Origin of the sequence: Micromonospora sp. LH3U1, assembly GCF_028475105.1 — a bacterium.
GTDB lineage: Bacteria > Actinomycetota > Actinomycetes > Mycobacteriales > Micromonosporaceae > Micromonospora.
The window spans coordinates 981,952-1,008,575 of the sequence record NZ_CP116936.1 but is presented as its reverse complement, the minus strand read 5'-3'; the positions used below and the strand labels follow the sequence as shown (position 1 = coordinate 1,008,575).

The window sequence follows — 26,624 nt, the reverse complement described above, 5'->3', positions numbered from 1 at the left end:
TCCTTCCGCGTACGTCGGGTCGTGGTCCGGATCAGTCGCTGTCCGGTCGAACGAAGGACCGGAGGGCGGCCAGCGTCAGGGCCGCGAGCCGTTCGATGCTCTCGCGGTCGTTCAGGTTGCGGCTGTACTTCAGCTGCAGACTCAGCTCGCCGCCCTCGAAGCGGCCGAATACCTGCAACCGGTGCATGCGCTGGAGATTCGGCATCGGCCACATGTCGTCCATGGCCGGCCCGAGCAGCGGCGAGTCCTCCGGTTCGTGGGCGAACTCGCCCCAGTTGTTGAGCAGGATGTCCGGCTTGCCGAGCGGGGCGAGCGCGTCCGCCACGCTCGGGTGCCCGCCGATGTAGCGCAGCAGGCCGAAGGCGAGTCCACGCCGAGGCACCGCTTCGACCTGCTCACGGACCGACTCCAGCAGCGCCCGCGGGCCGGGCTTCTCCGGCCGGCGTACGAGGCGGGGTGAGGTCATCGAGAAGCGGCCGATGGCGCGGGACAGGTCGAGGTCGTGACCGCCCATCTCTCGGCCCCGGGCAACGAGGTCGACCAGGATCGACGATTGACCGGACCAGTCGGTGAAGCCCTGGAGAGTGGCGGCGAGCAGCGCGTCGTTGATGCTCAGCCCGTACTCCAGTGGCAGCAGTCGGCGCAGCGCGGCCGTCTCCTCGGCATCGAGGCTGACCGTGACGGTCTCTTCCGACAACATGTTGTCGTCGCCGCCGACGTGGTCCAGCGGCCAGGAGGGGACGGGCTCCTTGGCCAGTGCCGTCCAGTACGCGATGTCCTCGGTCAGCTCCGTGCTCCGGGCGAGCGTGTCCAGGTTGCGGGCCCACGCGGCGAAGGACGCCGTCGGCATCGGCAGGCGTGGCTCCCGGCCGGCCTGCAACGCCTCGTACGCGGTCTGCAGGTCCGCCATGAGGACATCCCAGGAGCTGTTGTCCATCAGCTGGTGGTGAACGATCACCACGAGCAGGTCGGGCCGGTGGGCCCCAAATCGGACCAGGGCGACCTGGAGCAGTGGGCCTCGCGCGACATCGAGCTTGCGGTGCAGGGTGTGATCGAGGCGCCGGAAGGCGACCTCCTGGTCCGCCGGGTCGAGAGCGGAGAGGTCCACGTTGGTGAACGGCGTGGGCTGGTACGGCTCGTTGACCCGGACCGACAGCCGGCCGCTCTCGCTCGGGAAGCTGATACGCAGCGAGTCGTGATGCGTCACCACGGCCGCCACGGCCCGCTCCATCAGCGCCGGGTCGAGTGACAGGAGCGCCTCGAACATGAAGATGTGCGTGTACTTGTGGGGGTCGGCGAAGTTCCGTTCCGCGAACGCGACGTGCGACGCCACGAGCGGCACCACACCTGATTCCGTACGGCGGCCCCCGTCGCCACTCGCCCCGGCGGCGCTCGGCCCCCCGGCCACGGACGCGAGGCCGGCGATGGTCGGGTACGCGATGAACTGCGCCGGCGTGACCATCACGCCCGCCTTACGGGCCCGATCCACCACCCGGATCACATGCAACGAGTCCCCGCCCAGGGCAAAGAAGTTGTCCTCCAAGCCCACCGACGGCACCCGCAGCACCTCCCGCCAGATCCCGGTCAGGATCTGCTCCACCTGGCTGCCCGGCGTCTGCGCGTCGGTCGCCACCGAGGCGAGGCCGGCGATGGTCGGATACGCGATGAACTGCGCCGGCGTGACCATCACGCCCGCCTTACGGGCCCGATCCACCACCCGGATCACATGCAACGAGTCCCCGCCCAGGGCAAAGAAGTTGTCCCCCGAGCCCACCGACGGCACCCGCAGCACCTCCCGCCAGATCCCGGTCAGGATCTGCTCCACCTGGCTGCCCGGCGTCTGCGCGTCGGTCGCCACCGAGGCGGTGACCGGAACCGTCAACACGGCCCGGTCGACCTTCCCGTTGGGCAGCCGGGGTAGACCGTCGACCAGCACCATGGTCGGCACCATGTAGTCCGGCAGCTTCTCCCGCAGCGCCGCGCGCAGGCCGTCGACGTGCAGCGCGGTGCCCGGCCGGGACGCCACGTAAGCGACGAGCCGGCGGTCGTCCGCACCGTCGTCGTCGCAGAGCACCACGCACTCGCCCACACCGTCCAGGCCGGACAGCACCGAGGCGACCTCGTCCGGCTCGACCCGGTGACCCCGGATTTTGACCTGGTCACCGATGCGGCCGAGAAACTCCACCGCGCCGTCGCGCAGCAGTCGACCCCGGTCGCCCGTGCGATAGAGCCGATCACCCGGTGCGCCCAGCGGATCAGGAACGAACCGTTCGGCGGTCAGGGCCGAATCGCCGAGGTAGCCACGGGCCAGGCCAGTGCCGCCGACGACGATCTCACCGGGCAGGCCGGTCGGCACCGGGCGCAGTTTCTCGTCCACCACGTACATCCGAGCGCCCGGGATCGGCCGACCAAGCGGCACCACCGCCTGGCGGCCCGCCCGGTCCGTGCGGACCTCCGCGGCGGCGACGATGCCGGTCGTCTCGGTCTGGCCATACATGTTGACCAGCCGGGGCGCCTCCCCCGGCGCACTACGAATGCCTTCCGGCAGGTCGTAGCGCAATGGTTCGCTGGCGGTGAGCACGACCTGCGGCCGCCACCCGCCTTGGCGGGCCAGTGCCGGTTGCAGAACCCGAAGGTACGACGGGACCAGGTCCAGGACCTGCACGCCGTGCGCGGCGGCATGTGCGAGCAGCGCCGACGGGTCGGCCAGGTGCCCCCGGTCGGCGACGACCACGTGCCCGCCCACGGCGAGCGGGACAGCGAACTGCCGCACCGACGAGGAGAACGCGAACGACGCGGTATGCAGGAACACCGGCTCGTCGGGCAGGGCCAGCGCGGCCGGCAGCCCGTCCAGGTAAGCCGACAACCCCCCGTGGGTGACCACCACACCCTTCGGCAGCCCCTTGGTGCCGGAGGTGTAGACCACGTACGCCGGGTGCTCCGGCCGAAGCGCCGGCGTCGGGCGGGGTCCCGCCGGGGCGGGCTGGTCCTCGATCGCCAGCACCTCGCCCGCGCCCTCGGGTGAACTGCCCGCCAGGTCTCGCGTGGTGAGCGTCATCATCGGCCGGGCATCCGCCACGATCGCGGTCAGCCGCTGCGCGGGGTACGCCGGGTCCAGTGGCACGTACGCGGCGCCCGTCTCCAACACGGCGAGCGCCGCGACGACCACGTCGACACCACGGTCGAAGTGCAGGGCGATCATCGTCTCGGGACCAGCGCCACGCGCGGCCAGTACCCGGGCCAGGTCCCCGGAACGGCGGTGCAGCTCGCCGTAGGTCACGCTCGTTGCGCCACTGGTGACTGCCGGGGCATCGGGGCGGCGTGCCGCCTGCTCCGCCACCCGTGCGGTGAGCGTGCGTTGCGCGGCGCCGACGGGCAGCGCCGGACCATGCGCGAGCACGTCCAGGTGTTCCCGCTCGCCCGGCAGGAGGAGATCCACGTCGAAGACGCGCTGGTCCGGGTCACGGACCAGCCGGTCCATCAACGCCTCGAGGCGGCTCATCATCGCCTCGACGGTGCTCGCGTCGAACAGGTCGGTGCTGTACTCGGCGTGCCCCTCGATGCCGTCTTCGGTTTCCCACAGGTCGATCAGCAGGTCGAAGCGGGCGGTGCACTGCTCGTTGTCGATCGACGTGAGGGTGAGGCCGGGGCCTGGGTCGGGCAGGCCGCCCGGGGCGTTCTGCAACGCGAAGCGCACCTGGAACAGCGGCGAGTGGCTGAGACTGCGGGTGGGTGCCACCGCGTCGACCACCATCTCGAACGGGACATCCTGGTGGGCGTACGCGCCGTGCGCCGTCGTACGGACCCGTCGCAGCACCTCGCGGAAGGTGGGGTCGCCGGACAGGTCGACCCGCAACGCCAGGGTGTTGGCAAAGAAACCGACCAGCTTCTCCAACTCCGTGCTGGTGCGGTTGGCGATCGGCGTGCCGACGGTGACGTCCCGCTGACCACTGAGCTGGGCCATGAGCACGTCGAACCCGGCGAGCAACGCCATGAACAGGGAGACACTCTCCCTCCGGGCCAGTTCGGCCACCGCCCGGGACCGCTCGGGCGACCAGCGGATGTCGTGGCGCGCGCCCCGGAAGGTCTGCGCCGGTGGCCGTGGCCGATCGGTGGGCAGGTCCAGCGTCGGCACGTCGGTGAGCTGCCGCTTCCACCAGCCGAGCTGGTCGTCCAGCTCGGCTCCGGTCAGCCACGAACGCTGCCAGAACGTGTAATCCACATAGGTGTGCGTCAGCTCCGGCAGCGACGACGGCTGCCCCTGCGCGATCTCCCGGTAGAGCGTCACCAGGTCGTCCAGGACAATGTTCAGCGACCACCCGTCGGAGACGGTGTGGTGCAGCGTCACCAGCAACACGTGCGAGTCGGGGCGTACCCGCACCAGGGTGCCGCGCAGCAGTGGCCCGACGGCCAGATCGAACGGGGTACGCCCCTCGATGTCGAACAGCGCGCCCAGCCGCTCCTCCGGGTCCGCGTCGCCGGAAACATCAACCTCGGCGTACGCCACGACGTCGACGGGCAGGATCTCCTGCACCGGCTCGCCGTCCACCGACGGGAAGCGCGTACGCAGCCCCTCGTGCCGAGCCCACAGCGCGGCGAAAGCCTCGCGGAGCGCGTCGGCGCGCAGGTCACCATCGAAGCGCAGTGCGAGGGGCACGTTGTAGAAGGCGCTGTCCTCGGCGAGCCGGTTGAGGAAGTACAGGCGCCCCTGCGCGTGCGACAACGGCACCGGCCCGGTACGCGGCACGGCGACGAGACCTGGCCGGGGTGCCCGCCCGCCGAGCGCCTCGATCCGAGTGGCCAGGTCGGCCAGCGAGGTGGACTCCAGGAAGACCGACAGCGGCAGCTCGACGTCGAGCTTCTTGCGCAGCCGGGCCATGGCCCGCACGGCGAGCAGGGAGTGACCGCCCAGGTCGAGGAAGTTCGAGTCGCGGCCGATGGACTCCACCGGCCGGGCGAGCACATCGGCCCAGACCTCCGCGATGACCGCCTCCAACCGGCTCGTCGGCGCGACAAGAGTAGGTGCCGGCTCCGACGCGGTCGGTGCGGGCAGGGCAGCCCGGTCCACCTTGCCGTTGGCGGCCAACGGCAGCGCATCCAGCGTGACGACGACGTCCGGCACCATGTATTCGGGCAGTTCCGCACGCAGCGCGTCGCGCGGGTCGTCCGCCGCGTCGGCCTCAACGGCGGTGACGTACGCGACGAGTCGGTTCTCGCCGGGCAGGTCGGTGCGCAGGAGCACCACCGCCTCGCGGACCTGCGGAAGCCGGGTCAAGGTGGCCTCGATCTCCGCCAACTCGACCCGGTATCCCCGGATCTTCACCTGGGTGTCGATCCGGCCGAGGCAGTCCAACTCGCGGTCGGGACGCATCCGGACCAGGTCACCGGTGCGGTACATGCGCGCGCCCGGCTCCGGGGCGAACGGGTCGGGCAGGAAGCGCCCGGCGGTCAATTCCGGCCGGCCGTGGTAGCCGCGGGCCACACCCGCGCCGGCGACGTACAGCTCCCCGACCGTGCCGGGCGGCACGGGCGTCAGGTTTCCGTCGAGGACGTAGAGCCGCGTGTTGGCGATCGGCCGACCGATCGGCACCACACCGGACAGGTCGGTGCCATCGTGAACCTCGTGCACGCAGCAGCCGACCACGGTCTCGGTCGGGCCGTACTCGTTCACGACCCGCAGGCCCGGGGCGCGACGACGCCAGGCGGCGACGGTAGCGCCATGCAGCGACTCGCCACCGACGATCAGATAGCCGTCCGACGCGATCGTACGGGTCGGGATCGCCCGGTCCAGCGCCTCCAGATGAGCCGGAGTGAGCTTGACCAGCCCAAGGTCGAGATCGGTGCCGAGCAGTTCGGTGAGGGTCTCCAGTTCGGTGCCGTCGGCGACGAGCACCACCGGCCGGCCCGCCAGCAACGGGCAGAAGAGCGTCGTCACCGACAGGTCGAACCGTAACGGCGAGACGAGGGGCGCGCCACCGCCGTCAGCGACCCGGTACGTCCGCAGGCTCCAGGCCAGATAGTTGGTCAGGCCACGATGGGTGACCACGACCCCCTTGGGCCGCCCCGTCGACCCCGAGGTGTAGATGACGTAGCAGGCGCTGTCCGGGTGCGGACGCGGCAGGGGCGGCAGGTCGGTGGCGTTGTCCTGGCTGTCGTCGGCGAGCAGCACGGGCACGCCCGCAGGAGGGAGCTCCGCTGCCCGGATCTCACTGGTGATCACCACCCGGACCTCGGCGTCGGTGAGCATGAACCTCACCCGCTCCGTGGGCTCGCCAACGTCCAGCGGCACGTACGCCCCGCCCGCCTTCAGGGTGGCGAGCACGGCCGTGACAAGGTCGACACCCCGGTCCAGGAAGAGACCGACACGGGTCTCCGGGCCCACGCCGTGGCGGCGCAGCCGGGTGGCGAGGGCGTCGGCACGGCGGTCCAGTTCGCCGAACGTCACGGTCAGGTCGCCGGCCAGGAGCGCGGGCGCGTCCGGTGTGCGGGCAGCCTGAAGGGCGAACAGCTCGTGCACGCGGACGTCGCCGAGGAGCGGGTCCTCGGTCCGGTTGCCGTCCACGACCGCGGCGCGCATCTCCTCGTCGGACAACAGGCGGGCGAACCCGACCGGGGCATCCGGCGCATCGGTCAGACTGACGAGCAGGGCGCCAAGGTGAGCTGACATTCGCGCCACGGTGCGCTCGTCGAGGATGTCGGTCGCGTACTCAGCCACGCCCTGCAGTCGGCCGTCGGCGTCCGGCCACACGTCGATCGTCAGGTCGTACTTGCTGACCGGGAGGTGGCGGTCGAGGGCGCTGACCCGCACGCCGGCCGCCTCGGTCTCCAACACCGGGTCCTCGACGAGAGCGAACGCCACCTGCGCGAGGGGGGTGTGGGCGAGGTTGCGCTGCGGGTCGACCGCCTCCACCACACTGTCGAAGGGCACCTCGCCGTGCGCCATGCCCTGCTGTACGAGATCGCGGACCCGTCCCACCAGTTCTCGGAAGGTAGGCATACCGGAGGTGTCGACCCGCAGGACGATCGAGTTGACGAAGAAGCCGACCATCGTCTCCAACTCGACACGGGGCCGGTTCGCCACCGGGGTCACCACCGAGACCTCGTCCTGCGCCGCGTACCGCGACACCAGCGCCGCGAATCCGGCGAGCAGGACCATGAACGGCGTGGCCCGTTCCTCCTGCGCGAGCCGGGTCACGGTTGGCCACACCCCGTCGGGCAGGGCGAACCGGTGTCGCTCCCCCTGGAAGGTCTGCACGGCCGGACGGGGACGGTCCAGCGGCAGGTCGATGACCGGTACGGCGTCGGTGAGCGCCCGCTTCCAGTAGTCGAGGCTCGTGGCCAGGCCTGCCGCGCGTTCGGGTTGGTTCTCCCAGGTGGCGTAGTCCGCGTACTGCAAGGAGAGGGGCGCGAGGTCGGGGGTGCGGAGCTCCACACCGGCGCGGTAGAGCTCCAGTAACTCGTCGATGAGCAGGCTGACCGACCAGCCGTCGCAGACGCTGTGGTGCAGGGTCAGCAGGAGCACGTGTTCGGTGTGCGCCCGACGGAACAGCGCCGCGCGCGCCAGCGGGCCTTCGGCGAGCGAGAACGGACGGCTCGCTTCGTGGCGCAGGGCGGCGGTCAGGGCCGCCGTGTCGTCAGCGGGCAGCTGGCGGGGCGTGAGATCGACCTCGATGCCGGGCAGGATGCGCTGCACCGGGGCGCCCTCCTTGCCCACGAACACGGTCCGCAGCGCCTCGTGCCGGTCGAAGAGGGCGCGCACGGCGTTGGTGAGCAGGTCGAGCTGGAGTGGGCCGGTGAGGCGTAGGGCGGTCGGCATGTTGAACATCACCGTGCCCGGCGCGAGCTGGTCCATGAACCACAGCCGGCGCTGCGCCGGAGAGACTGGCAGGTCGCCACCGCGTGGCACCGGGGCGAGCGCCTCGACTGGCCGGGTCCGCAGGCCACCGAGGCGCTTCTCGAACAGGGCGCGCTTCGAGGGCGACATCGAATCGAGGCGCGACCGGGCGGGCGGCACCGCCGCGCCTGACGCCGCAGCGCGGCCGGCGCTCGCGTCGGTGGTCATCAGGCCACCTCCCGACCGGCGCTCTCCAGGTACGTCACGAGGCTGCGCGGCCGCATGTCCGTCCATTCGGCGGTGACGTAGTCCAGACAGGAGGCGCGATCGGCGGGCCCATGGGTCACCGTCCACCCGGCCGGCAGGCTGAGCGAGTCGGGCCACAGCGAGTGCTGTCCCTCGTCGTTCACCACCACGAAGAAGCGTCCGTCGGGGTTGTCGAGAATGTTCACGTCTTCCTCACTCTGTGCCTGGTCCCGGGGCCCGACGGGGAACCGCTGAACCGGCACGGCGACCAGGCAGGGACCTGAAGCGGTCGGACCTGCCAACGTCGAAGCCGGGACGCTCGTCCCCAGATCGGGCGTCGTCAACTGTCGATCTCGAAAACTTCGCTTATGCGTCGCGCGGAGGACGTGCGTGGTTCAACCGCCGCATGCCTCGCTCTCGAATTCCAGCACGGTGGCGGCGGGTGACCAGCACGATAATCGGCTATCCGACCCGAGGCCGAAGGCCCTTTACGGGCGAGCTCCGATCGATGTCCGGAACATTTCAGCAAGCCACGCTGGCCCCACGTCGCACCTCCCCCGAAGTTGGCGACCCCCACCAGCGTTCATGAATGTAAACGCAAGCGAGGCACAGAAAACCACCAGACACGGAGCGTGTCAAGACCCTTCCCCACTGCTGAAGTCCGACATGTCAAGTGAGACGTATTTATGACAAATACTCCGCAGGCTGCGGGTTGAGCTGCTGGTTTGTCGGGCCGACCGACGCGTGGCCGAACGAGGGCCGGAGCCGTCGGCGAAGCAGTCGGAAATGGCCAGCCCGAAGGACGGTGACAGTGCATTTCCGCTGCACAGGGACGTTGTCGACAGAGCTGCGGCGCACGGGGGCGAGAGCGCGCCGGCTCGGCCGTCCGACGGCGACACTGGCGGGCAGAGATAGTGAATAATTCACTTGCCAAGGCGGGAAAAACGTTCATCGCCGGACCCGTGGGCAAAAATCTGACATCGAGGTCAAGCCCGTACGATCGGCAGTTCACGCGTGCCGATCATCCATTAATTGGGGCAACCGAATGGTGGATGACAGTCAATGTAACGTTTGTTAACGTGTCATGCGTCACAAGGTACGGGTGGCGGACCGCGCCGTCAGCACTCTGGCGCTTGCCAAATGCTCCGACCACTCACTGGTGTCACAATCTGCGGGAAAACCAGTTGCGCGCTGACGAATCCGTCATTAAGCGCGCGACCCGACTGATGTTGGGCGGGTTTACCCGGACGTCAAGAAGTAGCGCCCCTGCGACAGCGGTCCGCTGTCGCAGGGGCGCGTTCTGCTCCGAAGCAGGAAACCGCCTCGGTCAGCCCTTCAAGAGCTGCCGGGCCATGACGATCCGCTGCACCTGGTTGGTGCCCTCGTAGATCTGAGTGATCTTGGCGTCTCGCATCATCCGCTCGACCGGGTAGTCGCGGGTGTAGCCGTAGCCACCGAGCAGCTGCACCGCATCGGTGGTGATCTCCATGGCGGCGTCCGAGGCGAAGCACTTGGCCGCCGCGCCAAAGTAGGTGAGGTCCGCGTCGCCGCGCTCGGACTTGCCGGCCGCCGCGTACGTGAGCTGCCGGGCCGCCTCCAGTTTCATGCCCATGTCGGCGAGCATGAACTGAATCCCCTGGAACTCGGCGACCGCCTTGCCGAATTGCCGACGCTCGGCCACGTACCCCTTGGCGTAGTCGAGCGCGCCCTGCGCGATCCCGACGGCCTGCGCGGCGATGGTGACCCGGGTGTGGTCCAGGGTCTGCATCGCGGTGGCGAAGCCGGTGCCCTCCGCGCCGATCATCCGGTCTGCGGGGATCCGCACGTTGTCGAGGTAGACCTCGCGGGTGGGCGAGCCCTTGATGCCGAGTTTCTTCTCCGGCGCGCCGAAGCTCACCCCGATATCGGACTTCTCGACCACGAAGGCCGAGATGCCCCGGGACCGGGAAGCCGGATCCGTGACGGCGAAGACGGTGTAGAACTCGGACACGCCGGCGTTGGTGATCCAACGCTTCACCCCGTTGAGCACCCAGTGATCCCCGTCACGTACGGCCCGCGTGGTCATCGACGCCGCGTCGCTACCCGCCTCCGGCTCGGAGAGGCAGTACGAGAACATGGCGTCACCGGCCGCGACCGGTGTCAGGTAGCGGCGCTTGATCTCCTCGGAACCGGACAACAAGAGCGGCATCGTGCCGAGCTTGTTCACCGCCGGGATCAGCGAGGAGGACGCGCAGGCACGGGCCACCTCCTCGATCACGATGGCGGTGGCCAGCGCGTCCGCGCCCGCGCCGCCGTACTCCTCGGGGATGTGCGGGGCGTGGAAGTCCGCCGCCCGCAAGGCGTCGTAGGACGCCTTGGGGAACTCCCCGGTCTCGTCGGCCTCGGCGGCGTGTGGAGCCACCTTCGCGGTGCAGACCTCACGCACCGCGTCCCGGATCGCCTGGTGCTCGTCGGGCAACCGGTAGACGTCGAACGACTCCCCTGCGGCCATGTCGGCCCTCCCCTTCACCGCTATCATGCGCAGTCTGTGACGACTCCTGACCGCCGACCGCGCAGACTGAAGACTAGCGACTGCAGTTCAGGTGATGTTACCGGCGCGTAGGTATGGGCATGAGGGTGCACCCACGCGCTGGGCGATGATGGAGAACAGACAGTGAGCCACCCCTCCGGTGCCCCGTCCAGGCGCCGCAGCAGAATGCGACGCGACGACGCGCCGCCAGTGCGAGCGGAGAAGACAGGCGTGACGATCCCCTACCCCACCATCCAGCCGACTCCCGTCATTGCCGCGGTGACACCGCCCTCGGGCGCACCCCGGCCGCGGGTGACGTTCCTGGGGACCGGCTACCTCGGCGCGACGTACGCCATCTGCTACGCCGAACTGGGGTACGACGTGCTCGGGTTCGACGTCGACGCCGACAAGATCGCGATGTTGAACGCTGGTCAGGTGCCGATCCACGAGCCCGGCCTGGACGAGCTGCTCCGGCGTAACCTCGCCGCCGGCCGTCTCCGGTTCAGCACCGACATCGCCGAGACCGCCGAATTCGGTGACGTGCACTTCATCTGCGTCGGCACCCCCCAGCGGGCCGACGGGATGGGGGCCGACCTGTCGTACGTCGAGGCGTCGGTCACCAGCCTCGCGCAGCACCTCACCCGCAAGTCGCTGATCGTCGGCAAGTCCACCGTGCCGGTCGGCACCGCCGACTGGGTCGAGCAGCTCGTCGGCAAGCACACCCCCAACGACCTGGGCGTCGAGGTGGCGTGGAGCCCCGAGTTCCTCCAGGAGGGCTTCGCCGTCGACGACGTCCTGCGCCCCAACCGGATCGTGGTCGGCGTGAAGAGCGAGTGGGCCAACGGCATGCTCTACGCGGCGCACAAGGGCGTGTTCGACCTGGCCGCCACGGAGGACCGCGAGGTGCCCCTGGTGGTCACCGACTTCGCCACCGCCGAGCTGGTCAAGGTCGCCGCGAACGCCTTCCTGGCCACCAAGATCTCCTTTATCAACGCGATGGCCGAGGTCTGCGAGGCCTCCGGCGGCGACGTCAGCCAGCTGGCCCGCGCGATCGGTTACGACCCGCGGATCGGCAACCGGTTCCTCCAGGCCGGCCTCGGCTTCGGAGGCGCCTGCCTGCCCAAGGACATCCGGGCCTTCCAGGCCCGCGCTCAGGAGCTGGGCGCCGGCGAGGCGCTGCGCTTCCTGCACGAGGTCGACCTGATCAACCTGCGCCGCCGCACCCGGGTACTCCAGCTCGCCGCGGACCTGCTCGGCCGCCGCTCCGGCCCGGCCGGCCCGGATTTCTCCGGCACCCGGATCGCCGTGCTCGGTGCCACCTTTAAGCCCAACACCGACGATGTCCGCGACGCTCCGGCGCTCGCCGTCGCCGCGCTGCTGCACAAGGCTGGCGCCGACGTGCACGTGTACGACCCGCAGGGCACCGAGAACGCCCGCCGCGCGGTCCCCGAGCTGACCTACGAGACCAGCATCAACGAAGCGGTCACCGGCGCCGACCTGGTCTGCGTCCTCACCGAGTGGGCCGACTTCCGCAACGCGGACCCGGTCGCCCTTGGCGAGTTGGTCAACGGCCGCAAGGTGGTCGACGGCCGCAACTGCCTCGACTCGGCACTGTGGACCCAGGCCGGCTGGGAGTACCGGGGCATGGGCCGCCCCTGACGGAACGACCTCCACCGGCCGGCCATCGAGCATCTCGGTGGCCGGCCGGTGGCGTTGTTTGCCCCGGACCCGCCGACAAGAGTCGAAATCCGCGCCGGCTTTAGGCATGCTGCGACAGTGGGAGTCCACAGTGCGGGTGGAGGGGTGTCGTGGCGACCTTTCAATGCTCCTCGTGCGGCCGGGAGATCAAGCCGGCCGTCCGTTGTCCGCACTGTGGGGCTGATCAGCCCCAGTGGGTCGACCACCTCTCGGATATCGAGCGTTCGATCGCGGAGATGAAGGCGCGCGACGCCGCCATCGCCCGCGAACAGCGGCAGATCGCCGCCAAGATGCAGGCCGCACTCTTCCAGCGGGACATCCTCGCCCACGCCAGCGAGGAGCGCCTCAAGCAGGCCACCCGGCCACGCCGGGTGCTACGCCGCCGCCCCGGCCGGCGGCCACCGACCGCCACCACCGGAGCGCCGCCCCGGGTGCCCCGCCAGGGCACCCCGCCAGCCCCGGAGGACCCGCCGCCGCCTCCGCCCAGGGCGACCTGGCTGGACGCGGACGACCCGGAACACCCGCCGGAGGCATCCTCCCGCGAGGTGCAGAACATCCCTCTCGGGCTGGGTGCGCTGCTGCTCGGGGTGGCCGCGGTGGTCTTCGCCGCGGTGGCGACCAGCTCGATGGACGCGCTGGCCAGGCTCGGCATCCTGCTCCTGGCCACCGTGCTGATGCTGCTCGCCCCGCCGGCGCTGGCCCGACGCGGGCTCACCTCGACCGCCGAGACCATCGCCGCAGTCGGCCTGCTGCTGGTGCCGCTCACCGGCAACGCCCTCTGGGCGGTGGACCGGATCGGCGGTGGCAGCGCCTCCGCGACGGTCTTCGCCGGAGTGATCTTCGCGGTCACCGCAGCCGTCGCCATCGGGTACGCCGGGTGGACGGGCCTGCGCGCACCCCGCTTCGCCACCGTGCTCGCCGCCCAGCCGGTGCTGCCGCTGCTGGCGTACGACCAGATCACCGGACCGGGCGGCTGGGCGCTGGTGCTGGCCCTGGTCGCTCTCGTCGACCTCTGGCTGGCCCGCTCCGGTGTGGCCGTGGAACGCCCCGTCCGGGAGGACCTGGCACCGCCGGGCACCCCGTCGGCGCCCCGCCAACGCGACGCCGAGAGCCGGCCGGAGGGCGACCCGGAGGAGGCCGCCGAGCTGATCGACGCCAGCGCGGGGTCCGCCGACACACGGCCGACACGCCCCGTGCCCGGGCTGCGCGAGCTGACCTGGTTGCTGCACGCGGCGGCGGTCGCCGTCTCCCTGGCGTACGCGGTCACCGCCCTCCTCCGGGCGCAGACCGTGCCGACCGCGACCGGCGCCGGGGCGGTGCTGCTGCTGGCCGCCGCGGTCGGGCTGGCCGGCGCGCTGGTGCTGCGTCGCCCGCCACTGCCCGACGTCGCCGCCGGCATCGTCACCCTGGCCGTGATCGGCGCGCTCAGCCGGATCGCCTCGGTGGCTCTTCCCGGCCGGTCGTTGCTGCTGATCGCGGCCGTCATCACGGTGACCGGGCTGGCGGTGCGCGCGGTCCCCGAGGCGGCCCGACGCGGCCCGCAGATCGCCTCGGCGGTGGCGCTGACCGTCAGCGGTCTGGTGGTCGCGGGAGGCGCGCTACGCGCCGGGGTGGCGCCGGTCCGGGCGGCGCTGCCCGCCTGGGATGCCGACCTGAGCCGGTATCCGAGCGAGTTGGCCGCTGCGGTCGGGCCGACCACCTGGCAGCTCGCGGGCGCCGCATTCCTGCTCACCGTCGCGGCGGTGCTGGCCCTGCCCACGGAGATCCGCCGCGAATTCGCTGTCGCTGGCGCGGCGCTGACCGCGCTCGCCGTTCCGGCCTCGCTCGGTCTCGGCTGGGCGACCGCGCCCTGGCCGATGGTGATCACCGCGATCGGCATCGGGGTCATCGGGCTCTCCGCCCGCACCGACCGGGCTGCGGTGGCGCACGCCATCGGCGCGGCCGTGGTCGGCCTGTTCGGCGCCGGTGCCAGCCTCGCCAGCCCCACGCTCACCGCTGCGGTCCTGCTCACCCTGTTCGCGGCCGGCACGCTGGTCGCGCTGGCACCCCGGGTCCGGATCGCCTCGGCCGCCTCCGACACGGTCACCGCCTGGGCCGCCGGAGGCGCCGCGTTCGCGCTGCCCGGGGCGGTGGCCGCGTTCGTGGCCGCCACCGTGCCGAGCGACCCGACCCCCACCCCGGCCAGCCTCCGGGAGGCGACCGTTCCGGTCCTGGCGGCCAGCTTCCTGGCGGTCTGCGTGACCCTCGGCTATGCCGCCGTCGTCCAGGTCTCCCAGCGCCGCATCCCCGCGCCGCTGTCGGTCGGCACCGGGCTGGGCGCGCTGTTGGTCACCGCCGCCGCGTTCGGGGCGCCCGGTGCGACCATCGCCGACGCCTGGGTGGGCGCGCTACTGCTGGTCGCGGCGGTGCTGCTCTTCCTGGCTCCGTCCATCGACGCCGGCCGGCGCGCGGACCTCACCCTCGACGGCTCGGACCTGGCCGCTGCGGCGGTCACCACCGCCCTGATCGCCACGCTGGTGCGGATCGGGGCGGTGCTCGCCCCGGGTGGGCAGTTGGCGATGGCCGCCGCCCTGGTCCTGGTGGTCGCCGTGGGCGCGCGCAGCATGCCGGAGGAGTGGCGACGCGGGCCGATCCTCGGCCTCGCCGTCGGCGGTGTCCTCATCGGCGTACTCGCCGGCTGGTCGGCGGTGCGCGGCGGGGTCGGCGTGCTGGCCACCCTGGCCCGATCTGGAAGGGCGACCTGAGCGGCTGGCCGGCCGCGCCCGTCGGCGGCGCCACCTGGCAGGCACCGGTCGCGCTGGCGCTGTTGGCGCTCGCCGCCGGCATCCTGCTCCCGCCGCCGTGGCGGTGGGACGTGTCCGGCGTCGCGGTGGTGCTCGCCACGATCGGCGCGCCGGCCGCATTCGATCTGGCCTGGTGGTCGCCGGTCCTGGTCGGCGGGATGGTCGCCACCGTGTACGGGATGGCGGCAGTGGCCACGGAGGAGGCCCGCGCCGGGCTGTCCCGGGCCACGGTGGCCGGGGTGGTCGCGCTGCATGCCGCCGGAGCCGGTCTGGTCCGGCCGTGGACCACGGCGCTGGCGCTGGGCAGCATCGCGCTGATCGGCGTGGTGGTGGCCACGCTGGCCCGCGTCCTGGCCGGCCCACAGGTGACCGACATCGAAACCGAGGGGATGCCACCGCACCTGGTGCAGATCGGTGGTGCGGCGATCGGCGCTGCGCTGTTGGCCCTCCCCGGTGCGGTAGCGGCGCTGGCCGCCGAATTCGGACACTCGGCGCAGGTGGTGCTGACCGCCGCGCTGGCCGCGTCCAGCCTCGGCCTGGCCGCCGTCGCCGCGGTCCGCCGGCAGGTGCCGCAATATCTGCCCTGGGTCAGCGTGGCGGTGGTCGGCGGGGCCACCATCAGCGCCCTCGCCGCCATCCCCACCGGCCTCGCCGCGGGCGTCTACGCGGCTGCCGCCGGTCTGCTCGGCGTGCTGGCCGAGCTGATCCGAGCGGCCACCGTGCCGCCTACCGGCTCCGCCCAGCCGGTCCGCCGCTGGGCGGTACGACTCGACGGCGCCCTGCGGCGACTGCCGGACGACCCGGAGCAACGGCGGTGGCGGGTCAACCCGGCCGCCGGTGCTCTGGCCGCAGCGGCCCTTCCGACCGCCCTGGCACTCGCCTCGATCGCACCCGCCCTGTTCACCGCCCTGGTCGAGCCGCACCGAACCCTTACCCGGATCTGGCAGGGGCCGCCGCCGGAGCTGCTCACCCCGCCCCCGGACGTGGTCAACCCGACCCACGTGCTGACCGCGCTGTTGCTCACCGCGACCGCGGCGCTGGCCGCCACGGGGTTCAGCGGCGGGCGGCGGTCCCGGGCCGTACCGGTGGTGCTGCCCGGTGCCGCCGTCACGCTGCTGATCACGCCCATCGCGCTGGGTAGGGGCTGGCCGGCGAGCACCGTCGCGGCGCTCTCCGTCTTCACCATCGCGATGCTCGGCCTCGCGCTGACCCCGCCGCCGCTGCTGGTCGAGCAGGCCCGTTCGCTACGGCTGGCCCGGGTGCTGGTGTTCGTCATCGGGTTGGCCGGCGGCAGCGCCGGGCTGGCCGGCAGCCTCGCCGACCGGCAACTGACCCTGTTCACCCTCGGCAGTGCGGTCGGCGTGGGCGCGGTGGCGGCGCTGTTCGGCACCACTCAGCGGGCGCGCATCCTCGGCTGGCTCTTCGCCTCACTGATGGCGCAGCTCTTCGTGCTCACCGCCGGCCTGGTCGCCGGGCTGGACGCGGTCTGGTCGGCGTTCGGGGTGCTGGCCGTCGGTGCCGTCCTGCAGGTGCTCGCCGCGACCCTGCCCCGGTTGCGCCGTCCCGAGGCGCAGCGCGAGGCCTCCACGGTGGAGTGGAGCGGATACGCGGCGGCGCTGATCGCCCTCGCCCTCGCCTTCGACTCACCCCGGCACATCGCCGCCCTGCTGGCCGCCTGGGGCGCGGTCCTCGGGGTGGCCGCGACCCGGCCCGGTCGCCGACCGGTGGAACGCCGGATCCTGTTCTGGGCGGTGGTGGTCTGCGAGATCACCGCGTGGTGGATCCTGATGCGAGTCGCCGACGTGGCGCTGCCGGAGGCGTACACACTGCCGTTCGCCGCACTGGCCCTCCTCGTCGGCGTCCTGGAGCTGCGCCACCGACCAGACATGAGCAGCTGGGTCGCGTACGGGCCGGCGCTGGTCGCCGCCTTCGTGCCGACGCTGGCCATCGTGTTGGCCACCGAGTCCAGCACGTTGCGGCAGATGCTGCTGCTACTCGGGGCGGTCGCGGTCCTGATCTTCGGCTCGTCCAGCCGTCAGCAGGCACCGGTGATCGTCGGTGCGTCGGTCACCGCGATCACCGCGATCCACGCGCTGTTCAGCCTCGGCCCGTGGCTGGCGCTCATCCCGGTGGGCATCCTGCTGCTCGTGCTCGGTGCGAGCAACGAGCGCCGCCGCCGCGCCCAGGAACGCCTACAGACCGCGCTCCGCGGCATGAGGTGACGAACCCGAGGGTCCCCACGGCGTAGGTGATGGGGTACGCATTGCCTCGCGCGATCTTGCACTTTCTGTCGCGGCATAAGGGGCAAATGCCGCGAAGCAACGACCGCAAGTGCAAGATCGCAGGGAGCAGAGGGCAGGGGGTGGGGCGCGGGGTTACTGGAGGGTTGCTTGGAGGGCTGCTTCTTTTGTGGCTACCAGCTTTTCCAGGTCCTGCTGGTAGGTCGTCATCTTGGCGCGGAGGTTCTCGTCGTTGGCGCCGAGGATCCGTACGGCGAGCAGGCCGGCGTTACGGGCGTTGCCGATCGACACGGTGGCGACCGGAACCCCGGCCGGCATCTGCACGATGGACAGCAGCGAGTCCATGCCGTCGAGGTGCTTCAGCGGCACCGGCACACCGATCACCGGCAACGGCGTCACCGAGGCGACCATGCCCGGCAGTGCCGCAGCACCGCCGGCCCCAGCGATGATCACCTTCAGGCCCCGGTCGGCGGCGCCGCGCCCGTACTCGATCATGGCGACCGGAGTCCGATGCGCCGAGATCACCCGCACCTCGTACGCCACGCCGAAGTCATCCAACACCTCGGCGGCCGCCCGCATGGTCGGCCAGTCCGAGTCGCTACCCATGATCAGCCCGACCATGCTCACTCCGGTCCCTCCTTCGTCGGCGACCGGCGGGGTTCGAAGGCTCACTCGTGCCCCTCGCGCAGCCAGCGTGCGGCCCGCGCGGCCCGCGCCCGTACGTCATCCAGGTCGTCGCCGAGCACCGTGACGTGCCCGATCTTCCGACCGGGTCGCACCTGCTTGCCGTAGAGGTGCACCTTGGCACCCGGCTCGGCGGCGAAGAGGTGGTGCAGCCGCTCGTCGATCGACATGCCACCCGGCTCGCCGCCCAGCACGTTGGCCATCACCACTACCGGCGCGGTCAGCGCGGTGTCGCCCATCGGGTAGTCCAGCACTGCCCGCAGGTGCTGCTCGAACTGCGAGGTCCGGGCACCTTCGATGGTCCAGTGCCCGGAGTTGTGTGGGCGCATCGCCAGCTCGTTGACCACGATCGCGGGCCGGCCGGCGTCGTCGCGCACCTCGAACAGCTCGACGGCCAGCAGGCCGATCACCCCGAGCGCGGTGGCCAGGTCGATGGCGAGTTGCTGGGCGGCGACCGCCAGTTCCTCGTCCAGGCCGGGCGCCGGGGCCAGCACCTCCACGTTGATGCCGTCCCGCTGCACCGTCTCGACCACCGGGTACGCGGCCACCTGACCGAACGGCGACCGGGCCACCTGCACGGCCAACTCCCGGCGCAACGGCACCCGCTCCTCGACGATCAGCCGGGTGCCGTTGGCGAGCAGCGTGGCGGCCAGCTCGGCGGCCTGGGCGGCGTCGTCGACCATCCAGACGCCCCGGCCGTCGTAGCCACCCCGCGCCGCCTTGAGCACCACCGGCCAACCGACCTGCTCGCCGAAGCCGACCAGGTCGGCGGGCTCGCCGACCGGCCGCCACGCCGGGTTGGGCGCACCCAGCTCGGTCAGGCGTTCCCGCATGACCTGCTTGTCCTGGGCGTGCAGCAGCGCGTCGGCCGGCGGGTACAGGGTCACCCCTTCCGCCGCCAGCGTGCGGATGTGCTCGGAGGGCACATGCTCGTGGTCGAAGGTGACGACGTCGCAGCCCTTGGCGAAGGTACGCAGGGCGGCCAGGTCGGTGTGGTCGCCGTACTGGACGTCGGCGGCGACAAGCGCCGCACCGTCGTCGGGGGCGGTCGCGAGCACACGCAGTGACTGGCCGAGGGCGATCGCGGCCTGATGGGTCATTCGGGCCAACTGGCCGCCACCCACCATGCCGACAACAGGCAGACCGGTACGGGAATCCATAGCGCGGCCAGCCTATCCGGGCCGCCGACCCACCCACCCGGAGGGCCGGCGCTCGCAGTCCGCCAACCGACCGGGTGGCAGTGGTCACGGACTGCGGGCGACTACCGGGCGCTACGTCGGTCGCGGTGGGCTCAGCCGAGCTCGGCGAGCAACTCCTCGACGGAGGTGACCGGCCGCTGGCAGACGAACCCCCGGCAGACGTACGCGGCGGACCGCCCGTCGACCAGCGGCCGGTCGGCGAGCAGCGGCACACCGGGCTGGTCCGGACGCCCGGCGACGACCACCGCCCCGGGCGGGGCGTGCCGCCGTGCTGCGGCCACCAGGGGGTCGCCCGCCGGGTCGTCGGTCACCACGGCGATCTCGTACGGCCCCGAGAGCAACGCCTCGCCGACCATGGCCGCGTACCCGGCGAATCGGGGGTGTTGCCCGACGATCGGCGCGACCGTGGCGAGCGCCGCCTCGGCGGCCTCCCGGTAGCGCGTCTCCCCGGTCAGCGCCGAGTACGCCACCAGCCCGGCGATCAACGCCGACCGGCCGGACGGGGTGGCATTGTCGGTGGGGTCAGCCGGCCGGGCGACCAGCCGCTCCGCGTCGTCGGCGGTGTCGTAGAAGGCGCCACCGGGCGCGGCGAAGTGCGCCAACGCGGTGTCCAGCAGCCCACCGGCCAGCGTGAGCCAGCGACCCTCGCCGGTGAGCTGGTGCAGCGCGCAGAATGCCTCGGCCACACAGCCGTAGTCCTCCAGCACGCCGGCCGGCTCGCCGACCTTGCCATCCCGGGAGACCCGACGCAGTCGGCCGTCCACCAGGTGCACGGTGGCCAGGTGCTCGGCGGCGTCGCGCATCGCACCGTCGGCGACGATGGTCACGCCGTCCATCAGGTTGGCATCATGGTCCTGCGGGGACGCGTACAGTGCGGCGACCTGCTGGAACTCGGCGATCGCGGTGATCGCGAGGCCGTTCCAGGCGGCCACCACCTTGTCGTCGAGGGCCGGCTGCGGGCGGGTGTCCCGTGCCGCGAGCAGCCCTCCCACCGCCTGCTGCCAGCGGGCGCGGACCTCGGGCGCGGCGTCGTCGACGTCCCGGGCGAGCCGCAGCACGCTCGCGCCGTGCTCGAAGGTGCCCTCTTCGGTGACGGTGAACAGGTCGGCGGCGAACCTGCCGTCCTCCTCGCCCAGCGCCTCGACGAGTTGGGCGGGCGTCCACGCGTAGGTGAGCCCCTCGACGCCCTCGGTGTCGGCGTCCAGAGCGGACGCGAAACCCGCCCCTGGCCGGTGCAGCTCGTCGGAGAGGAACCGGGCGGTGTCCCGAGCCACCCGGCGGGCCAGCGGGTCACCGGTGAGCCGCCACAGCTGGGTGTAGACCCGCAGCAGCAGCGCGTTGTCGTAGAGCATCTTCTCGAAGTGCGGCACCGTCCAGTGCGCGTCCACCGAGTACCGGGCGAAGCCGCCGGCGAGCTGGTCGTAGATGCCGCCACGGGCCATCGCCTCGGCGGTGTGCCGGGTGATCTCCAGGCTGCCCGGGTCTCCGGTGCGCTGGTGGTGACGCAGCAGGAAGAGCAGATTCATGTGCGGTGGAAACTTCGGGGCGCCGCCGAAGCCGCCGTTCGTCGCGTCGTACTCGCTGGCCAGCTTGCCGGCCGCCGCGTCGAGCAGCGTGGCGTCCAGCGGGGCGGTGGGGCCACCCACGGCCTGTGCGCCGCCGATCGCCTCGACCACCGCGGCACCCTGGCGCAGCACCGCGTCGCGCTGCTCCCGCCAGGCGGTGGCGACCGACTGGAGCAACTGGACGAAGTTGGCCCGTGGGAAATAGGTGCCGCAGAAGAACGGCGTGCCATCCGGGGCGGCGAAGACGGTCATCGGCCAGCCACCCTGGCCGGTCATCGCCTGGGTCGCGGTCATGTAGACCGCGTCCACGTCCGGGCGCTCCTCACGATCCACCTTGATCGACACGAAGTTGTCGTTCATCAGGGCGCCGACCTGCTCGTTCTCGAACGACTCGTGCGCCATGACGTGGCACCAGTGGCAGGCGGCGTAGCCCACCGAGATGAGTACCGGAACGTCCCGCCGTTTCGCCTCGGCGAACGCCTCGTCCGACCAGGGCCACCAGTCGACCGGGTTGTCAGCGTGCTGGAGCAGGTACGGGCTGGTGGCGTCGACGAGTCGGTTCACCCGCCGACCATAGTGCCTCCGGGTGCGGTCAGGAGGCGCCGTCGGCGCGCAGCCGGAACACGTTCGACTCCGCCGAGTCGCGCAGCGACCCCAGCACCGCGCCGATCTTGTCCGCCGGCATCGGCTTGAAGAAGTGGTAGCCCTGTGCGGAGGTGCACCCCAGCTCGGCCAGGGCCATCCGCTGCTCGGCGGTCTCCACGCCTTCGGCGACCACGCGCAGCCCCAGCTCGTGGGCGAGGCCCACGGTCGTCCGTACGATCGCCGCGGCCTCCGGCGAGTCGGCCATCCGGATCACGAACGAGCGGTCCACCTTCAACTCGTCGACCGCGATCCGGGTGAGGAAGGTCAACGAGGAGAAGCCCGTGCCGAAGTCGTCGACCGCGAGCTGCACGCCCATCGACCGGAGGGTGGCCAGCACCTCGTCGATGACCTCCAGCTCACTCATCACCACCGTCTCGGTGATCTCCAGGACGAGCCGGCGCGGTGGCACCTGATGGCGGCGCAGCGCGTCGGCGATCTCCGCCGGCAGCCGGGGGTCGAGGAGGCTGCGCGCCGACAGGTTGACCGAGATCGGGACGTCCAACCCTTCGCGGGCCCAGCCGGCGGCCACGCCGAGCGCCTTGTCCAGCACGTAGCGGGTGAAGGTGCCGAGCTGCTCGCTGTTTTCCACCGGCCGGATGAAGTCGGCCGGGCTCAGCCACCCCCGCCGGGGGTGCTGCCAGCGGATCAGCGCCTCCACGCCGGTGGGCGCACCCGTAGCGAGGTCGACCGCCGGCTGCAACGCCAGCACCAGCTGATCGTCGACCTTCAACGCCTCGCGTAGCTCGGCCAGCAGGGCGAGCTGGTCGGTGCTGGCCGCGTCCCGGGTGCCGTCGTACGCGGCGACGTTGCCGCCGCCCTCCTTGGCCTGGTACATGGCGATGTCGGCCCTGCGCAGCAGCTCGGTCAGGTCGGCGGTGCCGGCGTTGGCCACCACCACTCCGACGGAGACCTCGATCGACATCCGTACGCCGGCGACCTCGGTCGGCGCGGCCAGCCGCTCGGCGATCTCGCGGGCCTGGCGCAACGCGTGAGCCATCGGGGCGGCGCGGTCGCCGAGCACCGGCACCGCGGTGAGCAGCAGGGCGAACTCGTCGCCGCCGAGCCGGCCGAGCAGGTCGCCAGGGCGGACCAGCGCGTTGAGCCGGTTCGCGGTCAGCCGCAGCAGCTGGTCGCCCGCAGCGTGGCCGAGGGTGTCGTTGACTTCCTTGAACTGGTTGATGTCCAGCAGCAGCAACGCCACCGGGTGATCGTGCGCGAGCTGCCGCAACGACTGATCGCCCTTGCCGAGCATCGCCGCCCGGTTGACCAGACCGGTGAGCGGGTCGTGCACCGCCTCGTACGACGAGCGGGCGGTGACCAGCCGCAGCTCGCGGTGAGTTGCCGCGTCGTGCAACGCGGCAGCGAGCGCGTCGCCGAACGCGGCCACCGCGTCGCGTTCCCGGGCGCTGGGCGGGGCCGAGCGGGGGAACCGGACCCGCAGCCGACCGACCGGTGCCGCACCGACCGACAGTGCCCGGCTCAGCTCGTGCTCGTCCGGCTCCGACTGGTCCGGTGGGCCCGTCTCACGGTCGACCAGCTGACCGCTGGCGTCGCCCCGGTATCGGCACCACCGGCCGTCAGCCCGAGCCACGTCGACGTCCACCAGTTCGGCGTTGAACAGCGTCAGCGCCCCGGTGACCGCGGCGCTGGCCACGCCCCGCTCGTCGAGCTGGTTGAGGGCCGCCGTGGCCTCGGCGAACGCCCGCCAGGTGCGGCGCTCCTGATCGGAGCGCAGCCGGTAGCGGTAGGTCTGCTGCAACAGCCAGAGCAGCGGCGGTAGAAGCAGCAACCAGCGCGGGTCGAGCTCCAGCAGAGCGACCACCACAAGGCCGACCGCCACGTTGCCGACGAACATCAGGAGCTTGCCGCGCAGCGCGGCGAGCAGCGGCGGCCCGATCGGCAGCCCGTGCCGCAGGCCCAGCGTCACCCCACCCAACCAGGCGGTCACCAGCAGGTACGTCACCGAGCCGGCGATCACGGCCACCGCCAGCATCGGGGTGGGCGGGGCGAGCAGTGGCCGCCCGAGCGCGGTGGTCACGGAGACGGCCAGTGCCGACGCGGCGGCCAGCGACGCGGCGATCCGGACGATCTCCAGCGCCGGACGGCGGTCGTTGTGCAGCGACAGCATCGTCCAGGCCAGCCCGGTGCCGAGCAGCGTGGCGGACGGCAGCCAGCCGGCCGGCGTCAGGTAGAGGCAGACGATCAGCGCCGCCTCGCCCCACGTGATGCTGACCATGCCCGCGGCCGAGCGGAACCGTAGCCGGGCGAGCTGGGCCAGAGCGAGGACAGCGACAGCGATGCCGAAGCGGGCCGGACCCCCGAGAGGGTCGTCGGCCGGGAGCCTGGCCGGGAGGGTCAACCCGACCGCAGCGGCGACCATGGCGGTCAGCGTGACGGCGGCGGTGAGCACGAGCAGCGGGCCCGGTGTGCCACGCACCCCGAGCCGGTCGAACGGGTCGCCGGCCGGGCCGGAGGTCATCGACCTCCCCCGTCAGCCGACCGACCGACGTTGCGGCGGGCGGCCGGTGCTGTGCTGGTCATCGGCGCCCCCTCCCGCACACGGCTCGGGGACTTTTGGTCCCCCCGGCGGAAGGCTAAGCCAAACGGGGTGGCCGCAACAGGGGGCGACCACCCGGTTCAGCGTGAATCATGCGCTGACTACCCGTTCCGGTGCTGCTGGTGCCCATTGGGAGCGGGCGTGGATGAATCACGCTCTCCGGTCCCGTCTGTCGGATCGACGACTACCGCATCGGCCCTGGTCGGGTCGGCCGGCCCCGTCTGCTGCGGAAACCGGTCAGGCAGACGGCGCAGCCGAGCGTTCATGTTGCGGATTAGCAGGATGGTCGCGGTGGCCAGCAGCAGGATGAGGAAGAGGCCCATCGGCCCGGCCAGACCACCCGTGCGGGTGTCCCCGAAGTTGTTCTCCGCGAGCACCTGGGCAGTGGTCAGCATGGCGTTCCTCCGATGTGCGGTTGGTGACCAGGGTAGCCCTGGCCGGAATCAGCGTGCGTGCGCCGTCTCCCGCACCCCCGCGAAGAGATCGGACTCGGGCAGCGGGCTGTCGACCACCGAGCGGGCCAGCTCGTAATCCTCGGTCGGCCAGGCACGCCGCTGCAGGTCCATAGGAACGTGGAACCAGAAGCCGTCCGGGTCGACCTGGGTGGCGTGGGCGCGCAGCGCGTCGTCGCGGACCGGGAAGTATTCGGCGCACTCCACCCGCGTGGTGACCCGCGGGCCCTTGTCCGGCCGATCCTCCCACCGCTTGAGCCACTCCTCGTAGGGCGACTCCAGACCCGCGGCCAGCATGCCCTCGTGCAGGGCCATGATCTTGGCCTTGGAGAAGCCGATGTCGTAGTAGAGCTTCAGGGGCTGCCAGGGTGCGCCCAGCTCCGGGTAACGCTCCGGGTCACCGGCGGCCTCGAACGCAGCCACGGTGACCTTGTGGCACATGATGTGGTCCGGGTGCGGGTAGCCGCCCTCTTCGTCGTACGTGGTCACCACGTGCGGACGGAACTCGCGCATCAGCCGCACCAGCGGGCCGGCGGCCACCTCGACGTCCTGCAGGGCGAAACAGCCCTCCGGCAGCGGCGGCAGCGGATCGCCCTCGGGAAGGCCCGAGTCGACGAAGCCGAGCCAGGCCTGATCGACGCCGAGGATCGCCCGCGCGGCGTCCATCTCGGCGCGCCGGATGTCGGCGATGTTGGCCCACACGTCGGGCCGGTCGAGTTTGGGGTTGAGCACGCTTCCGCGCTCGCCGCCGGTGCACGTCACGACCAGGACATCCACCCCCTGTGCGACATACTTCGCCGTCGTCGCCGCGCCCTTGCTCGACTCGTCGTCCGGGTGCGCGTGCACGGCCATGAGACGCAGTTGCTCTGCCAACTTCGGCGCTCCTCGTCTGTGCCGGACGGTGGACCCGACCGGGCTCGACCGGCTGACCTGCCGGGATCTTGCCTCACCGCACCCCGTCGCCGGTCAGCAGCGCAGGGCATGACCTGCCATTCCTGCCGCTGGACCGGGTGGGAGGATGGGACTCTGTGTCATTCTTGCCGATGCCGCCGACAACAACGCCAGGAGATACCCGCCGGTGACCGAGACGCACGCCACAATTTCGCCAAGCGCGCCGATATTCCCGGCTGGCCGCTACGGCCGCCGCCGGGCATCCGGCGGAGGACGCCGTCGTACGCTGCTGGCCGCGCTGGTGCTGCTGGCGCTCGTGGCGACGCTGACCGTGATCTCGGTCCGGCTGTACCGCCAGTACGGCGACCCGGTCTACGACGCCCAAGTGATCACGTACACCGACATCACGGACAACCAGGTGCTCGTCGACTTCCGGGTGACCGTGCCGCCGGGCGGATCGGCGCTCTGCGTGCTGCGTGCCCGTGATCGCGCGGGCGCCGAGGTGGCCCGCGAACAGGTCACCGTGACCGCCGAGCCCGGCGACCGGCACGTCACGACCCGGCACCGCCTGACCACCACCGCGCGGCCGTTCATCGGCGAGGTCATGCGCTGCCAACCCCCGTCCTGAGCTGCCAGAACAGCCTCGCGAACAGAGCTGGATGAGCGGCCGTCCCCGGTGTCGGACCCGGACGTCGGCGGTGTTGGCCGACACGCTGTGTCGTAGCGCACTGGTAGCTTGGTAATTCACCTGTCAGCCAGCCACGCACAACTGAGGAGAACGCCTGTGTCCACTGGCAACGAGGCGCCCGCCACCTGGCTGTCGCAGGACGCGCACGACCGCCTCCAGGCTGAGCTCGACGAGCACATCGCCAACCGTCCGGCGATCGCCGCCGAAATCAACGCTCGGCGCGAAGAGGGCGACCTGAAGGAGAACGGTGGCTACCACGCCGCCCGCGAGGAGCAGGGCAAGGCCGAGGGTCGCATCCGATACCTGCAGGAGCTGCTGCGCACCGCGAAGGTCGGCGAGGCGCCGACGGCGGACGTGGTGTCGCCCGGCATGGTCGTGACGATCTACTTCGACGACGACACCGACGACACCGAGACCTTCCTGCTCGGCTCGCGGGAGATCGCGGCCACCACCGACCTGACGGTCTACAGCCCCGAGTCAGCGCTCGGCAAGGCGATCCTGGGCGGCCGGCCCGGTCAGACCTGCACCTACACGGCACCGAGCGGCGCCGACATCAAGGTGACCGTGGTCAGCTTCGAGCCGTTCTCCGGCTGACCATCGCCGGCCGCACGACCTGCGCAGAAGCACCGCTCC

At 71.6% G+C, this 26,624-nt stretch carries 12 protein-coding genes and 1 pseudogene; 4 read left to right on the top strand and 9 right to left on the bottom strand.

Annotated elements, in window-relative coordinates; all coding sequences use genetic code 11:
- Positions 1-31 precede the first annotated feature (31 nt).
- The 3 genes from PCA76_RS04730 to PCA76_RS04720 form a co-directional block, all read right to left on the bottom strand.
- Complete coding sequence (locus tag PCA76_RS04730) at positions 32-8,062, bottom strand: non-ribosomal peptide synthetase (RefSeq protein WP_272615549.1); 8,031 nt, start codon at positions 8,060-8,062, stop codon at positions 32-34.
- Positions 8,062-8,286 (bottom strand): MbtH family protein, encoded by a 225-nt coding sequence (locus PCA76_RS04725; protein WP_272615548.1) that lies wholly within the window; start codon positions 8,284-8,286, stop codon positions 8,062-8,064. The genes PCA76_RS04730 and PCA76_RS04725 overlap by 1 nt, the downstream gene beginning before the upstream one ends.
- Positions 8,287-9,407: 1,121 nt before the next feature.
- Positions 9,408-10,571 carry an acyl-CoA dehydrogenase family protein gene (locus PCA76_RS04720; protein WP_272615546.1) on the bottom strand — a complete coding sequence of 388 codons (1,164 nt, stop codon included), beginning with the start codon at positions 10,569-10,571 and terminating at the stop codon, positions 9,408-9,410.
- A 249-nt stretch (positions 10,572-10,820) separates the two neighbouring features.
- Between PCA76_RS04720 and PCA76_RS04715 the strand changes: the two genes are divergently transcribed.
- Together PCA76_RS04715 and PCA76_RS04710 are read left to right on the top strand one after the other, a co-directional pair.
- Positions 10,821-12,248 carry a UDP-glucose dehydrogenase family protein gene (locus tag PCA76_RS04715; RefSeq protein WP_272615545.1) on the top strand — a complete coding sequence of 476 codons (1,428 nt, stop codon included), beginning with the start codon at positions 10,821-10,823 and terminating at the stop codon, positions 12,246-12,248.
- A gap of 149 nt (positions 12,249-12,397) precedes the next feature.
- A pseudogene (locus tag PCA76_RS04710) lies at positions 12,398-17,292 on the top strand (SCO7613 C-terminal domain-containing membrane protein).
- Positions 17,293-17,445: 153 nt separating this feature from the next.
- Here PCA76_RS04710 and purE read toward each other — a convergent pair.
- The 6 genes from purE to mca form a co-directional block, all read right to left on the bottom strand.
- Entirely contained in the window at positions 17,446-17,937 is a 492-nt protein-coding gene (purE, locus tag PCA76_RS04705; RefSeq protein WP_272615543.1) for a 5-(carboxyamino)imidazole ribonucleotide mutase, read from the bottom strand.
- Between the two features lie 41 nt (positions 17,938-17,978).
- Entirely contained in the window at positions 17,979-19,154 is a 1,176-nt protein-coding gene (locus tag PCA76_RS04700) for a 5-(carboxyamino)imidazole ribonucleotide synthase (protein ID WP_272615542.1), read from the bottom strand.
- 131 nt (positions 19,155-19,285) lie between these two features.
- Positions 19,286-21,322 carry a thioredoxin domain-containing protein gene (locus tag PCA76_RS04695; protein WP_272615541.1) on the bottom strand — a complete coding sequence of 679 codons (2,037 nt, stop codon included), beginning with the start codon at positions 21,320-21,322 and terminating at the stop codon, positions 19,286-19,288.
- Positions 21,323-21,350: 28 nt separating this feature from the next.
- The gene (locus PCA76_RS04690; protein ID WP_442930198.1) at positions 21,351-23,882 is read right to left on the bottom strand and encodes a putative bifunctional diguanylate cyclase/phosphodiesterase; all 2,532 of its coding nucleotides are present in this window, start codon (positions 23,880-23,882) and stop codon (positions 21,351-21,353) included.
- Positions 23,883-24,061: 179 nt separating this feature from the next.
- The gene (locus PCA76_RS04685; protein WP_272615539.1) at positions 24,062-24,355 is read right to left on the bottom strand and encodes a hypothetical protein; all 294 of its coding nucleotides are present in this window, start codon (positions 24,353-24,355) and stop codon (positions 24,062-24,064) included.
- 48 nt (positions 24,356-24,403) lie between these two features.
- Positions 24,404-25,285, bottom strand: a complete 882-nt coding sequence (mca, locus tag PCA76_RS04680) for a mycothiol conjugate amidase Mca (RefSeq protein ID WP_272615538.1) — start codon at positions 25,283-25,285, stop codon at positions 24,404-24,406.
- A gap of 205 nt (positions 25,286-25,490) precedes the next feature.
- On the opposite strand from mca, the gene PCA76_RS04675 reads away from it, so the two are divergent.
- Both PCA76_RS04675 and greA read left to right on the top strand, forming a co-directional pair.
- Positions 25,491-25,931, top strand: coding sequence for a DUF4307 domain-containing protein (locus PCA76_RS04675; protein ID WP_272619185.1), 441 nt, complete (start codon positions 25,491-25,493; stop codon positions 25,929-25,931).
- Between the two features lie 156 nt (positions 25,932-26,087).
- On the top strand, positions 26,088-26,585 hold the full coding sequence (gene greA / locus PCA76_RS04670; protein ID WP_272615537.1) for a transcription elongation factor GreA: 498 nt from the start codon (positions 26,088-26,090) through the stop codon (positions 26,583-26,585).
- The last annotated feature ends 39 nt before the right edge of the window (positions 26,586-26,624 follow it).